A 13,506-nucleotide genomic window follows, 5' to 3' on the forward strand; every position below is an offset into this window, starting at 1 on the left:
CCCTCGCGTGCGCCCAAACCGGGGATGCTCGCGTGTCGTGTGATGCGCGCTTCACCCCAGCGCGGAGCGCCGGATCTTGCCCGTGGCGGTGCGCGGGAGCTCGGCCACGAACTCCACCTCGCGGGGGTACTTCGTGGGCGCGAGGATCGAGCGGCTGAACTCGATCAGCTCGTACTCCGACACCGACGCGTCGGGCTCGAGGACGACGTACGCCTTCGGCGACTGGCCGCGGTACTGGTCGGGGATGGCGACCACGGCCGCCTCGCGGACGTGCGGGTGCGTCATGAGCGCGGCCTCGATCTCGCGCGGCCAGACCTTGAAGCCGCTCGCGCTGATCATGTCCTTGCTGCGGTCGATCACGTAGAACCAGCCGTCGGCGTCCATGAAGCCGACGTCGCCGGTGCGCAGCCGACCCCCGCCGAAGACCTCGGCGGTCGACATCGGCTTGTTCAGGTAGCCCGCCGCCACCTGCGGCCCGGAGACGACGATCTCGCCGACCTCGCCGGGCGCCAGGTCGGCACCGTCCTCGCCGACGATGCGGACCGTGGTCCCGAAGACCGGGACGCCGATCGACAAAGTCCGGGTGTCCTCGTCCACGGGCGTGCGCAGACCTCGCGGGACCGCTGCCACCGCCGAGGTCGCCTCGGTGAGGCCGTAGACATTGTGGATCGGCCGGCCGAAGCGCTCCCCCAGGCGCGCGGCCACGTCGGGCTCCACCGGCGCGCCGCCGGACCAGAGCTCACGGAAGCTCGCGAAGTCGTCGGGCGTCACGTCGGGCAGCTCCGCCAGCCCGATGTAGGCGGTGATGACGGCGATCGTGAACTCGGGACGGTGACGGCGGATCGCGTCGAGCACCACGTCGGGGCGCACCCGGTGCGTCAGCACGAGCGTGGCACCGATGCGCAGGGTCACCGCGACATGCCCGATGAGGCCCGTCACGTGGAAGATCGGGCTCAGCCCCAGCACGACCGCGCCGTCGCGCAGCCGGGCCCACTGCCGGTAGACCGAGGCGTCGAACTCCACGTTGGCGTGCGTGTTCACCGTGAACTTCGACATCCCGGTGGTTCCCGAGGTCGGCACGAACACCGCCGGCCACGCCGGGTCGAGCTCGGTCGCGACCGGGTCGACGGGGGTCGCCACGATCCGCGCCAGCGAGGTGGCGTCGCCACCGACCTGAGCCGGGGAGCCGTCGAAGTCGGTCCGGGCCGTGACGACGACCGGTCGGTCGCGCAGGCGGGACACGCGCGAGCCGTGCACCTGGAGCAGCTCGTCGAGGATCACGACGGCGTCGGCGTCGCACTCGTCCAGCAGGTGACTGAGCTCGGGCGAGGTCGCCAGCGGCGACAGCGGCGCGGCCACGGCACCCAGCTTCCATGCCGCGACGACGGCGACGAGGAACGCGGGGTTGTTCTGCAGCATCAGGGCGACGGTGGAGCCGGGACCGAGCCCGGCGTCGCGCAGGTGCGCGGCGAGCGAGTCCGCCATCGCGTCGAGCTCGGCGTACGTGATCGCGCCGTCGAAGTAGCGCACCGCGACGCGGCCCGGCTGGCGCGCGACCGTGGCGCCGAAGTGGTCCATGAGGGTCAGCCCACTGGCCGCGAGGTCGACGTCGCCGTCGGGGTACCAGGCGGTCCAAGGGCGCCCCTCGCCCGCGCTCATGCCGCCGCCCGTGGCCGGACGAGAAGGGCAGGTCGGGCCGGTAGAGTCCGCTGCGTGACCGAGACGTCCGGGGCTCCCACGGTCGGCGCCGCGATCCGCCTCGCGCGCCAGGCAGCGGGCGTCACCCTGCGGGACCTGGCCTCCACCGTGGGCGTCAGCGCGGGCACCATGAGCGCGATCGAGAACGACAAGGTCGGGGTCAGCATCGCCCGCCTCTCGCAGATCGCCTCGGCACTGGGCACCGAGACCGCCCACCTGGTCATGCAGCCTCCCTCGGTGCCCTCCGCCGGGACGCCCCCGTCGCTCGACCGGCCGCGTCCGTGGCGCGCCTCGTCGACGATCCGACTCGACAACGTTACCGCCGCCGCCGTCACGGTGTTCCACGAAGCGGGCTACCACGGCGCCACCATGCGGGCGATCGCCGCGACGGCCCAGCTGAGCGTCGCCGGCGTCTACCACCACCACCGCAGCAAGCACAGCATCCTGGTCTCGGTCTACGACCTCCTGCTCGACGAGTTGCAGGCGCGCGTGGCCGCGGCGGCCGAGGACGGCGCGACCCCGCACGACCGCGTCGTCAACGTCGTCGAGGCCATGAGCACCTTCCGCGAGCAGCACCCCGAGCTGGCGCGCGTGGCGGACTCCGAGCTGCGCAGCCTCGACGAGCCCGAGAGCGGACGGATCGCCGCCCGGTGCCGCGGCGTCTACGACACCCTGTGCGTGCACGCCGACGAGGCCCTGAACACGACCGACGGCGCCCCGCTGTCGGCCGACGAGTTCAGCGCGGCCGTCCTGCGGCTCGCGGGCGTCTCATGGCTGATCCCGCCCGAGATCCGAGGCGGAAGCACGCTTCCCGTCACCCTGGCCGAGGCCGTCCTGCGACGCTGACCGCCGTCGCGTGTTCAGGTCGCCTGAACTGAACACCTGAACACGGAATCGGCGGTTTTGCCGTCAGGACAGCGGTGATTACTGTTCCCTGCGTCACACCCGAACGGTCGTTCAGTGAGTTCAGCGAGTTCAGTCCGCTGAACCTGAACGGCCCGCCTCACGAGGAACTCGATGTCCGACTCCGTCACCCAGACCCGCCCGCCGTGGCTGTCCGGCTACCCCGAGGGCAAGCCCGAGACCATCGTCGCCGAGTACGCCACGTGCCTGGAGATGTTCTCCGCCGCGGTCGAGCGCGGCGCCGACGCTCCCGCCGTGCGGTACTTCGACGGCACCCTGACCTACGCCGAGGTCGACGCCCTCACCGACGCGATGGCCGCGGTCCTCGTCGAGCGCGGCTTCGCGCCCGGTGACCGCCTCGCGCTGTACCTGCAGAACGACCCGGCGTTCCCCCTCGGCCTCGTCGCGGCGTGGAAGGCCGGCGGCATCGCCGTGCTCATCAACCCGATGAACAAGCAGCGCGAGGTCGGGAACCTGCTCCGCGACTCCGGCGCCGTCGCCCTGCTCACCCTCGACGACCTGTACGCGACAGTGGCCCGCGACGTCGTCGACTCGGGACAGACCTCGGTCACGACCGTCATCACCACCTCGGCGACCGACTTCCAGACGCGGAACGACCCGCGCGTGCTGGGCACCGATGCCGTGGTCACCGAGGGCACCCTGCGGCTCACCGACGTCGCCCGGACGCACGCCGGCCGTCGCGTCCCCGCTCCCGACCTGGGCCCCGACAGCATCGCCGTCCTGACCTACACGTCGGGCACGACCGGCCTGCCCAAGGGCGCCATGAACACGCACGGCGCGATGACGTTCAACACGCAGACCTACCGCGACTGGATGGACCTGCCCGAGGGCGCCGGCGTCCTGGCCATCGCGCCGCTGTTCCACATCACCGGCCTCGTCGGGCACGCCACCCTGGCGATGCTGCTCGGCGGGCCACTGGTCCTCACGCACCGCTTCGAGCCGCTCTCGATGCTCGACGCCATCCGTGAGCACCGGCCCTTCTTCACGATCGGCGCGATCACCGCACTCGTCGCCCTCACCAGCGCCGAGGGAGCCACGCGTGACGACTTCACGTCCCTCGAGGTCGTCTACTCCGGTGGCGCCCCGATCCCGCCGTCCGTCGCCGACCGGATCGAGGAGGAGTTCGGGTTCTACGCCCACAACTTCTACGGCATGACCGAGACCACCTCCCCCACCCACGGCGTCCCCCGCGGCCTGCGGGCGCCCGTGGACCCGGTCTCGGGCGCGCTGGCGGTCGGCTTCCCCGTCTTCAACACGCACGTGCGCGTCGTGGACGAGGACGGCGCCGAGGTCCCCGTGGGCCAGATCGGCGAGTTCGCCACCTCCGGCCCGCAGGTCATCCCCGGCTACTGGAACAACCCGGAGGCCACGGCGGAGGCGATCATCGACCGCGAGCTGCGCACGGGCGACATGGGCTTCATGGACGCTGACGGCTGGTTCTTCATCGTCGACCGCAAGAAGGACATGATCATCGCCTCCGGCTACAAGGTGTGGCCGCGCGAGGTGGAGGACGTCCTCTACGCCCACCCGGCCGTGAAGGAGGCCGCGGTCGTCGGCGTCGCGCACGAGTACCGCGGCGAGACCGTGAAGGCCTACGTCGCCCTGCACTCCGGCGCCGAGGCCACCCCCGACGAGCTCATCGCGTTCTGCCGGGAGCGGATGGCCGCCTACAAGTACCCGCGAGAGGTCGAGGTCCTCGACCGCCTCCCCCAGTCCGTCACCGGAAAGATCCTGCGTCGCGAGCTGCGCTGACGCCTCCCCCTCCACTCGACTCACCCACTCCAGAAAGGCCCGGGTCATGACCGACCTCAAGACCGCCGAGATCGCCGGCGCACGCAAGAAAGCCGTGTCCGCCGCCGGCATCGGCAACTTCGTCGAATGGTTCGACTTCGGCATCTACGCCCAGTTCATCACCATCATCAGCATGAAGTTCTTCCCCAGCGACAACCCCACCGCGTCGCTGCTGTCGGGCTTCGCCGCCTTCGCGGTCGGCTTCCTCGCCCGCCCGATCGGCGGCATCATCTTCGGCAACATCGGCGACCGCGTCGGCCGCCGTACGGCCCTGTCCGGCGCCGTCCTGCTGATGTCGGGCGCGACCGTCGCGATCGGCCTCACCCCCAGCTACGAGTCCGTGGGCCTGCTCGCCCCCGTCCTGCTCGTCGCCTGGCGCATCCTCCAGGGCCTGTCGGCCGGCGGCGAGTACGCCGGCTCGGGCAGCTTCATCATCGAGTACGCGCCGTCGCACCGCCGCGCGCTGTTCGGCGCCGTGAACCCGATGTCCGTCGCCCTGGGCACCGCCGCCGGCGCGACCGTGGGCCTGGTCGTGACCCAGTCGATGAACGAGGCGTCCCTCGAGAGCTGGGGCTGGCGCATCCCGTTCATCCTCGCCGGCCCGGTCGGCCTGGTCGGCCTCTACCTGCGCCTGAAGATCCAGGAGACGCCCGAGTTCGAGGCCGTTCGCGAGGCCGCCGCCGAGGCGGTCCACCCGCCGATCGTCCGCGCCTTCCAGGAGGGCCTGCGCCCGATGATCGTCGTCTTCGCCTGGTCGATGGTCACCGCGGTGAGCTTCTACCTGCTCGGCGGCTACATGGTGGCGTACAACACCGAGGAGCTCGGTCTCGGCCGGGTCGACGCGCTGACCTCGTACATCGTCGCGCTGCTGGTCTTCGCGATCTCCTGCCCGCTGACCGGCCTGGCCGCCGACCGCTGGGGTCGGCGTCCGGTCGCCATCGCCGCCGCCATCGGCCTGGCCGTGGCCGTGATCCCGTCGTTCCACATCATGGGCATGGGCGGCCTCGGTGCCACCATGCTCGGCCAGGGCCTCTACGGCATCTTCGCCGGCGCGATCGCGCTGATCACCCCGGTGATCATGGTCGAGCTGTTCCGCCCCGAGATCCGCTACACGGCGAGCGCGCTGGCCTACAACATGGCCTTCGCCCTGCTCGGCGGCACGGCGCCCCTCGTGGCCACGTGGCTGATCGCCCGCACGGGTGACCCGATCTCCCCGGCCTACTACGTGGTGCTGTTCGCCGCGGTCGGCCTGGTCGCGGTGCTGGTGGGCCTGAAGGGCTACTACGCGAAGGACAGCATCCGCTCGCTGCAGATGGGCACCGAGGCCGACAAGGTCTGATCGCCCGGAGACGACGAACGCGGTCCACCCCAGCCGGGGTGGACCGCGTTCTCGTGTGTCAGAGGACGGCGTCGAGGCGTGCGAGCGAGGTCTCGCGGCCCAGCAGCTCCATCGACTCGAACAGCGGCGGGGAGATGCGACGGCCGGTGACCGCGACGCGGACCGGGCCGAAGGCGAGACGCGGCTTGAGGCCGCGCTCCTCGACGAGGGCCTGGCGCAGGGCCGCCTCGATCGACTCGGTGGTCCACGCGTCGAGGCCGGACAGCGCCTCGCGGGCCGCCTTCGCGACCTCGAGGCCGTCCTCGTTGAGCTGCTTGGCGGCGTCGTCGGGATCGACGGCGAAGTCCTCGCCCGCGAACAGGAAGCCGAGCATCTCGGCGGCCTCGGTGAGCAGGTTGCTGCGCTCCTGCACGAGCGGCGCGGCCTGCGTCACGAGCGCCTCGTCGACGCCCTCGGGCAGATACGGCAGCAGCCGGCGGACGAACTCGTCCGGGGCGAGCAGGCGCACGTGGTCGCCGTTGATCGCCTCGCACTTCTTCAGGTCGAAGCGGGCCGGGTTGGGGTTGACGCGCTCCACCTCGAACGCGGCCACCATCTCCTCGAGCGAGAAGATGTCGCGGTCCTCGGCGATCGACCAGCCGAGCAGGGCGAGGTAGTTCAGCAGGCCCTCGGGCAGGAAGCCCTGGTCGCGGTAGCCGAGCAGGTTCGACTCGGGGTCGCGCTTCGAGAGCTTCTTGTTGCCCGCGCCCATGACGTAGGGCAGGTGGCCGAACCGCGGCGTGAAGCCCGAGCCGACGCCGATCTCGCCGAACGCCTCGTACAGCGCCATCTGGCGCGGGGTGGACGACAGGATGTCCTCGCCGCGCAGCACGTGCGTGATCCCCATGAGCGCGTCGTCGACCGGGTTGGTCAGCGTGTAGAGCGGCTGGCCGTTGGCGCGGACGATCACGAAGTCCTGCACGTTCTCGGCGCCGAACGTGATCTCGCCGCGAACGAGGTCGTCGAAGGTCCAGTCGCGCTCGGGCATCTTGAAGCGGATGACCGGCTGGCGGCCCTCGGCCTCGTACGCCGCCTGCTGCTCGGGCGTGAGGTCGCGGTGCAGTCCGTCGTAGCCGCTCGGGCGGCCGGCGGCGCGCGCGGCGTTGCGGCGCTCCTCCAGCTCCTCGGCGGTGTCGTAGGCCCTGTACGCGAAGCCCGCGTCGAGGAGGCGCTGCGCGACGTCGGCGTAGACGTCCATGCGCTCGCTCTGGCGGTAGGGGCCGTTCGGGCCGCCGACCTCGACGCCCTCGTCCCAGTCCAGGCCGAGCCATCGCATGACGTCGATCAGCAGGTCGTAGGACTCCTGGGAGTCACGGCTGGCGTCGGTGTCCTCGATGCGGAAGACGAAGCGCCCACCGTGGTGACGCGCGAAGGCCCAGCTGAACAGTGCCGTGCGCGCCATGCCGACGTGCGGGTTGCCGGTCGGCGACGGGCAGAACCGGGCGACCACGTCGCTGCCGGTCGCGGTCGTCCAACGGGTCTCACTCATCTGCCACCACCGGGTTCGTCAGGGTGCCCAGGCCGTCGATCGTCACGGCCACGTCGTCGCCGGCCACCATGGGGCCGACGCCGTCGGGCGTGCCGGTCAGGACGACGTCACCGGGCAGGAGGGTCATGAAGCTGGTCACGTACTGCAGGATCGTGGTCACGTCGAAGACCATGTCCGACGTGCGGCCGTCCTGCTTCGTCTCGCCGTTGAGCGTGGTGCGCACGCGGACGTCGGAGGGGTCGAAGTCGGTCTCGATCCACGGGCCGAGCGGGCAGAACGTGTCGAAGCCCTTCGCACGGGCCCACTGGCCGTCCTTCTTCTGCAGGTCGCGCGCCGTGACGTCGTTGGCCACGGTGTAGCCGTAGATCACCTTGGGCGCGTCCTCGGCCGTGAGGTTGCGGCAGATGCGGCCGATCACGATCGCGAGCTCGCCCTCGAAGTGCACGTTCTGCGACTGCTTCGGGTAGAAGATCGGCTCGCCCGGACCGATCACCGAGGTGTTCGGCTTGAGGAAGATCAGCGGCTCCTCGGGGACGTCGCCGCCCATCTCGGCGGCGTGCGCGACGTAGTTCTTGCCGACGCACACCACCTTGCTGCGCGGGATGACCGGCGCCAGCAGGCGCACGTCCTCCAGCGCCAGCTTCTCGCCGGTGAGCTCCAGCGGAGCGTAGAGGGGGTCCCCCTTGAGAGGGGCGATGATCGGGGTGTCGCCCTCGGTGCCGACGACCCCGAAACGGGGGTCGTCGTCACCGGCGAATCTGGCCACGCGCATGCGCTCCAGACTACCGAGGTCCGCGCGGTCCGCCCGACCCGGACCGCGCCGCTCAGCCCTGCGCGGACTCGGCGAGGGCGAGGGTCCTCACGACGCTCGCCCCGGCGGTCAGGCCCGCCGCCGCGGCACCCAGCACCGAGGCCATCGGCATCGGCAGCTGCTCCACGTGCGCGAGGTCGCCCGCGGCGAAGACGCGCGGGTGGCTGGTCTGGCCGAGGACGTCGATCCGGATGCAGCCCGACGGCAGCAGCTCGAGACCGAGCTGCTCCGCGAACGGGGCCGCCTGGGCGAACGCCGGGTGGACGAACAGGCCCGCCACCTCGACCGGCTCAGCGGTCGCGCGGTGCACCCGGACGCCGTCGCCGGTCCGCTCGATCTTCGTGACCTCACCATCCTCGAAGTGCACGAGGCGCGACGCGATCGGTGCCAGCATCGCGGTCATCATCGGCACGTGAGGTCCGGTGCCGGCGAGGCCGATCACGCGACCCGAGAGCTCGTGGCCGTGGCAGAACGGGCACGCCGCGACCTCGCGACCCCACGCCTCCTCCAGGCCCGGGATCGAGCCCAGGTCGTCCTTCAGGCCCGTCGCCAGGATCAGCGTGCGGGAGTGGATCGGGCCGCCGTCGGTCTCGGCCACGAAGCCGTCGCCCTCCTCGCGGACGGCGTGCACCGTGGTGTCGCGGAGCTCGACGGTGTCGTACGCGGCAAGGTCCTCGCGGGCCAGCCGGCGGATCTCGGCCGGCGCTCGACCGTCGTGGGTCACGAAGTTGTGGGCGTGCTCGACCGTGCCGTTGCGGTAGCGGCCGGAGTCGATGAGGACGGCGGTCCGGTGCATGCGGCCGAGCGTGAGCGCGGCCTGCAGCCCGGCCGGTCCGCCGCCGATGACGAGCGCGTCGTACATGGTGTTCCCCTCTCGAATGGAATAACGAGACGAGCCTGCGACTTCAGGTCGACATGAAGTCAAGTCAGTCGATCGGGGACGTCGCCGCGCGGTTCGGGCTCGAGACCCACGTGCTGCGGCACTGGGAGGACGTGGGACTGCTGCGGCCGGCCCGCGACGGTGCCGACCGGCGCCGCTACGGCGACGACGACCTGGTGCGGGTCGCCGTCATCCTGCGCAGCAAGGCCGCCGGGATGTCGCTCGAGCAGATCGCCGTGCTGCTCGACGAGGAGGCGCCGTCGCGCCACGAGGTGCTGGAGTCCCACCTGGCCGACCTCGACCGGCGCATGCAGGAGATGGAGCGCTCGCGCGAGATGACCGAGCACGCCCTGCGCTGCCGCTCGCACGACATCACCCAGTGCCCGCGGTTCCGCGGCTTCGTCACCGACGTCCTCGCCGGCACGACGCGCTGGTCGCTCGACGGTCCCGCCACCGCTTAGCGACGCGAGATGTGTAGCGGTGTCCACCGGGAATCCGGCCATGTGGCCTCAGAAGAGTGGAGAGCGCTACACATCTCGCCCGCCGGAGGCGGGGTCGGTCAGGCGGAGCCGTAGCGGCGCTGGCGCGTGGCGTACTCCTCCACCGCGGCCCACAGGGCGCGGCGGTCGACGTCGGGCCACGCGATGTCGCTGAACACCAGCTCGGCGTAGGCCGACTGCCACGGCAGGAAGTTGCTGGTGCGCTGCTCGCCGGAGGTGCGCCAGAAGAGGTCGACGTCGGGCATCCACGGCTCGTCGAGGTAGCGCGCGAAGGTGGCCTCGGTGATCTTCTCGGGGTTCAGCCGGCCGGCCTTGACGTCGCGCGCGAGCGCCGCGGCGGCGTCGGCGATCTCGGCCCGGCCGCCGTAGTTCACGCACATCGTCAGGGTGCAGACCGTGTTGTCCTTCGTGAGCTGCTCGGCCTCCTCCAGCTCGCGGATGACGCTGCGCCACAGCCGGGGGCGCCGGCCCGCCCAGCGGACGCGGACGCCGAGCTCGTGCATCTCGTCGCGGCGGCGGCGGATGACGTCGCGGTTGAAGCCCATCAGGAACTTCACCTCGTCGGGCGACCGCTTCCAGTTCTCGGTGCTGAAGGCATAGGCGCTGACGGCCTTGACGCCGATCTCGATCGCGCCCTCGACGACGTCGAACAGCGCCGCCTCGCCGGCCTTGTGGCCCTCGGTGCGCGGCAGTCCGCGCTCCTTCGCCCAGCGGCCGTTGCCGTCCATGACGATCGCGACGTGCTGGGGCACCTGCTCGGGGGCGAGGCGCGGCGGGGTGGCCCCCGACGGGTGCGGGGTGGGGTTTCGGGGCATCAGCGATCCACGTGGGCCAGGGAGCGCAGGCCGCGCTCGAGGTGCCAGGACAGGTAGTTGGCCACGATGCCGCCGGCCTCGCGGCGGGACCGCTCGTCGGCCAGCCCGACCGCGCTCCAGTCGCCCACGAGCAGCGCGGCGAGCAGGGCCACCGTGGTGGCCGACGGGACCGAGGAGCCCGGCACGCGGCAGCCGTCGCACAGCATGCCGCCGGATCCGGCATGGAAGTGGCGGTGCGGGCCCTCGAGGCCGCAGCGGGCGCAGCCGTCGAACGACGGGGCGTAGCCGGCGATCGCGAGCGACCGCAGCTGGAACGAGTCGAGCAGCACGCCGGGCGGCTGGCGGTGCTCGGTGAGCGCGCGCAGCGCCCCCACCAGCAGGTGGTACTGCGGGACCGAGGGCTCGGCGGTGTCGGCGACGAGACGCTCGGCGGTCTCCAGCATCGCCGTGCCCGCCGTGTAGGCGCCGTAGTCGGCGCCGAGGTGCGAGGCGAAGGGGTCGATCGTCACGACCTGGGCGATGACGTCGAGCGAGCGGCCCTCGGCGAACTGCACGTCGACGTGCATGAAGGGCTCCAGGCGCCCGCCGAAGCGGCTGGAGGTCTTGCGGACCCCGCGGCCCACGGCCCGCACGACGCCGCGTCCGCGCGTGAGCATCGTGACGATGCGGTCGGCCTCCCCCAGCTTCTGGGTGCGCAGGACGACACCGGAGTCGCGATAGGTGCCCACCGCTCCATTCTGCCCCAGTCGCGGTCGTCCGCCGGTGTGGCACGCTCGGGTCCATGGACCTGAGCGATCGCCCCCGCGCCCACCTCGGCGTGTGGCCCACGCCCCTGCAGGACGTGGACGGACTCTGGATGAAGCGCGAGGACCTCAGCGGCTTCGGCTTCGGCGGCAACAAGGTCCGCAAGCTCGAGTTCCTGCTGGGCGCGGCGGTCGCCCGCGGCCAGCGCCGCGTGGTCACCTTCGGCGCGCTGCAGTCCAACCACGTGCGCGCCACCGCAGCCGCCTGCGCCCGCCTCGGGCTGCACCTGGACGCCATCGCCGTGCAGGCCGTGCCGCGGACCGACGCGGACTACACGGGCTCGGGCAACGCGTTCCTGACCGAGCTGTTCGGCGCGACCCGCCACGTCGTGGCCGACGACGACGCCGCGGGCGCACTCGCGCTGGAGCTCATGGCCGAGCACGGCGACGACCTCGCCGTGATCCTGCCCGGCGGCTCGGACCGCATCGGCGTCCTCGGTCACGTGGACACCGCGCTCGAGCTGTACAGCCAGCTCGAGTTCGACCCGCACGAGATCGTCGTCGCCGCGTCCACGTGCGGCACCATGGCGGGCCTGGTGATCGGGCTCGCCGCCGCCGAGGTCGACACGGTCGTGCGCGGCGTCTGCGTCTACCACTCGCTCGAGCAGACCGAGGCCCAGCTGCGCGACCTGCTGGCGCAGGCGTCCGACGAGCTGGGCGTGCCCGTCCCCGACGACGACCGCTGGGTGCTCGACGACTCTCAGCTCGGCGACGGCTACGGCATCCCGTCGCCGGCCGGCCTGGCCGAGATCCACCGCCTCGCCACCACGCGCGGCATCGCGCTCGATCCCGTCTACACGGCGAAGGCGTACGCGGCGCTGCCCGGCGACCCCGAGCTGCGCCGCCGCACGGTGTTCCTGCACACCGGCGGCGGCCCCTCGCTGTTCGCGTACCGCTCCGCGCTGGGCTGACCTCAGCCGAAGTCGACGCCCTGCGCGAGCGGCAGCTCGGTGGAGTAGTTGATCGTGTTCGTCGACCGGCGCATGTAGCTCTTCCACGCGTCCGAGCCGGACTCGCGGCCTCCGCCGGTGTCCTTCTCACCGCCGAACGCGCCGCCGATCTCGGCGCCCGAGGTGCCGATGTTGACGTTGGCGATGCCGCAGTCCGAGCCGGTCGCCGAGACGAACAGCTCGGCCTCGCGCACGTCCGTCGTGAAGATGGCGCTGGACAGGCCCTGGTCGACGGCGTTGTGCAGCGCGACGGCCTCGTCGAGGTCGCGGTACGTCAGCACGTAGAGCAGCGGCGCGAAGGTCTCGGCGCGCACGATCTCGGTCTGGTCGGGCATGTCGACGATCGCGGGGTGCACGTAGTGGCCACCCTCCACGCCCTCGGCGGTGGTGCCGCCGGTCAGCACGGCGCCGCCGTCGGAGCGCGCTTGGTCGAGGGCCTTGGCGAAGCCGGCCGCGGCGGACTCGTCCACCAGCGGGCCGACGAGCGTCCCGGAGTCCAGCGGCGAGCCGATCGGCAGGGTCTCGTAGGCGGCGACGAGGCGCTGGAGCAGCTCGTCCTTCACCGACTCGTGCACGATCACGCGACGCAGCGACGTGCAGCGCTGGCCGGCGGTGCCGACCGCCGAGAACACGATGCCGCGCACGGCCAGCTCGAGGTCGGCGCTGGGCGCGATGATGGCGGCGTTGTTGCCGCCGAGCTCCAGCAGGCTGCGGCCGAGGCGGGCGGCCACGCGGGGCGCGACCTCCTTGCCCATCCGTGTGGATCCGGTGGCCGAGACCAGCGGCACGCGCGGGTCGTCGACGAGCGCCTCGCCCACCTCGCGGGCGCCGACCACGACCTGCAGCAGGCCCTCGGGGGCACCCGAGCGTCGGGCGGCCTCCTCGGCGAGCGCGCGGCACGCGAGCGCCGTGAGCACGGTCTTCTCCGACGGCTTCCACACGATGCTGTCGCCGCAGACGAAGGCCAGCGCGGCGTTCCACGACCACACCGCGACCGGGAAGTTGAAGGCGCTGATGACGCCGACGACGCCCAGCGGGTGCCACTGCTCCATCATGCGGTGGCCCGGTCGCTCGCTGGCGATCGTCAGGCCGTGCAGCTGGCGCGACAGGCCCACGGCCAGGTCGCAGATGTCGATCATCTCCTGGACCTCGCCGAGGCCCTCGGACAGGATCTTGCCGGCCTCGATCGTCACGAGGGCGCCGAGGTCGTCCTTGTGCTCGCGCAGCAGGTTGCCCAGCTCGCGGACGAACGCGCCGCGGGCGGGAGCCGGCACGGTGCGCCACTCCTGGAAGGCGGCGTGGGCCCGGCCCACGGCCTCGCCCACGGACTGCGCCGTGTCGGCCTGGAGGCGGCCCAGCTCGGAGCCGTCGATCGGGGTGCGGCAGACGATCTCGCCGTCGGCGGCGAACTGCGTGGACGCGCCGATGCGCCCGAAGATCTCGGTGACCTGGTCAGAAATGCTCATG

12 protein-coding genes are annotated in these 13,506 nt (G+C 71.9%); 5 read left to right on the top strand and 7 right to left on the bottom strand.

The features are described from left to right. Window positions 1–51: 51 nt before the first annotated feature. Entirely contained in the window at window positions 52–1,659 is a 1,608-nt protein-coding gene (locus ACGWYL_RS00555) for a class I adenylate-forming enzyme family protein (protein ID WP_395486143.1), read from the bottom strand. A gap of 54 nt (window positions 1,660–1,713) precedes the next feature. Here ACGWYL_RS00555 and ACGWYL_RS00560 point away from each other — a divergent pair, with 54 nt between their 5' ends. The 3 genes from ACGWYL_RS00560 (at window position 1,714) to ACGWYL_RS00570 (ending at window position 5,752) form a co-directional block, all read left to right on the top strand. Then, on the top strand, window positions 1,714–2,544 hold the full coding sequence (locus ACGWYL_RS00560; protein ID WP_395486144.1) for a TetR family transcriptional regulator: 831 nt from the start codon (window positions 1,714–1,716) through the stop codon (window positions 2,542–2,544). 171 nt (window positions 2,545–2,715) lie between these two features. Continuing rightward, window positions 2,716–4,374 carry a class I adenylate-forming enzyme family protein gene (locus ACGWYL_RS00565; protein WP_395486145.1) on the top strand — a complete coding sequence of 553 codons (1,659 nt, stop codon included), beginning with the start codon at window positions 2,716–2,718 and terminating at the stop codon, window positions 4,372–4,374. Between the two features lie 46 nt (window positions 4,375–4,420). Beyond that, window positions 4,421–5,752, top strand: coding sequence for an MFS transporter (locus ACGWYL_RS00570; RefSeq protein WP_269302926.1), 1,332 nt, complete (start codon window positions 4,421–4,423; stop codon window positions 5,750–5,752). 58 nt (window positions 5,753–5,810) lie between these two features. On the opposite strand, the gene gltX is transcribed toward ACGWYL_RS00570, so the two are convergent. Genes gltX through ACGWYL_RS00585 form a run of 3 tightly spaced genes read right to left on the bottom strand, consistent with a single transcriptional unit; the run spans window position 5,811 to window position 8,953 of the window. Continuing rightward, complete coding sequence (gene gltX, locus ACGWYL_RS00575; RefSeq protein ID WP_395486146.1) at window positions 5,811–7,280, bottom strand: glutamate--tRNA ligase; 1,470 nt, start codon at window positions 7,278–7,280, stop codon at window positions 5,811–5,813. Beyond that, window positions 7,273–8,052: a fumarylacetoacetate hydrolase family protein gene (locus ACGWYL_RS00580; RefSeq protein WP_179423810.1), complete on the bottom strand. Its 780-nt coding sequence runs from the start codon at window positions 8,050–8,052 to the stop codon at window positions 7,273–7,275. The genes gltX and ACGWYL_RS00580 overlap by 8 nt, the downstream gene beginning before the upstream one ends. A 52-nt stretch (window positions 8,053–8,104) precedes the next feature. Next, on the bottom strand, window positions 8,105–8,953 hold the full coding sequence (locus ACGWYL_RS00585; RefSeq protein ID WP_395486147.1) for an NAD(P)/FAD-dependent oxidoreductase: 849 nt from the start codon (window positions 8,951–8,953) through the stop codon (window positions 8,105–8,107). A gap of 53 nt (window positions 8,954–9,006) precedes the next feature. Between ACGWYL_RS00585 and ACGWYL_RS00590 the strand changes: the two genes are divergently transcribed. Further along, window positions 9,007–9,432, top strand: coding sequence for a MerR family transcriptional regulator (locus ACGWYL_RS00590; protein ID WP_179423806.1), 426 nt, complete (start codon window positions 9,007–9,009; stop codon window positions 9,430–9,432). Between the two features lie 98 nt (window positions 9,433–9,530). On the opposite strand, the gene ACGWYL_RS00595 is transcribed toward ACGWYL_RS00590, so the two are convergent. Both ACGWYL_RS00595 and recO read right to left on the bottom strand, forming a co-directional pair. Beyond that, complete coding sequence (locus ACGWYL_RS00595) at window positions 9,531–10,286, bottom strand: isoprenyl transferase (RefSeq protein ID WP_179423804.1); 756 nt, start codon at window positions 10,284–10,286, stop codon at window positions 9,531–9,533. After that, window positions 10,286–11,014, bottom strand: a complete 729-nt coding sequence (gene recO / locus ACGWYL_RS00600; RefSeq protein WP_179423802.1) for a DNA repair protein RecO — start codon at window positions 11,012–11,014, stop codon at window positions 10,286–10,288. Before recO ends, ACGWYL_RS00595 begins: the two co-directional genes overlap by 1 nt. 53 nt (window positions 11,015–11,067) lie before the next feature. Here recO and ACGWYL_RS00605 point away from each other — a divergent pair, with 53 nt between their 5' ends. Continuing rightward, window positions 11,068–12,000 carry a 1-aminocyclopropane-1-carboxylate deaminase/D-cysteine desulfhydrase gene (locus ACGWYL_RS00605; protein WP_179423800.1) on the top strand — a complete coding sequence of 311 codons (933 nt, stop codon included), beginning with the start codon at window positions 11,068–11,070 and terminating at the stop codon, window positions 11,998–12,000. A 2-nt stretch (window positions 12,001–12,002) separates the two neighbouring features. Here the strand turns inward: ACGWYL_RS00605 and ACGWYL_RS00610 are convergent, their stop codons facing one another. Next, window positions 12,003–13,505 (bottom strand): aldehyde dehydrogenase family protein, encoded by a 1,503-nt coding sequence (locus ACGWYL_RS00610; RefSeq protein ID WP_395486148.1) that lies wholly within the window; start codon window positions 13,503–13,505, stop codon window positions 12,003–12,005. Window position 13,506: the final 1 nt, after the last annotated feature.

Origin of the sequence: Aeromicrobium sp. JJY06 (genome assembly GCF_044069275.1) — a bacterium.
Taxonomy (GTDB): Bacteria; Actinomycetota; Actinomycetes; order Propionibacteriales; family Nocardioidaceae; genus Aeromicrobium; species Aeromicrobium tamlense.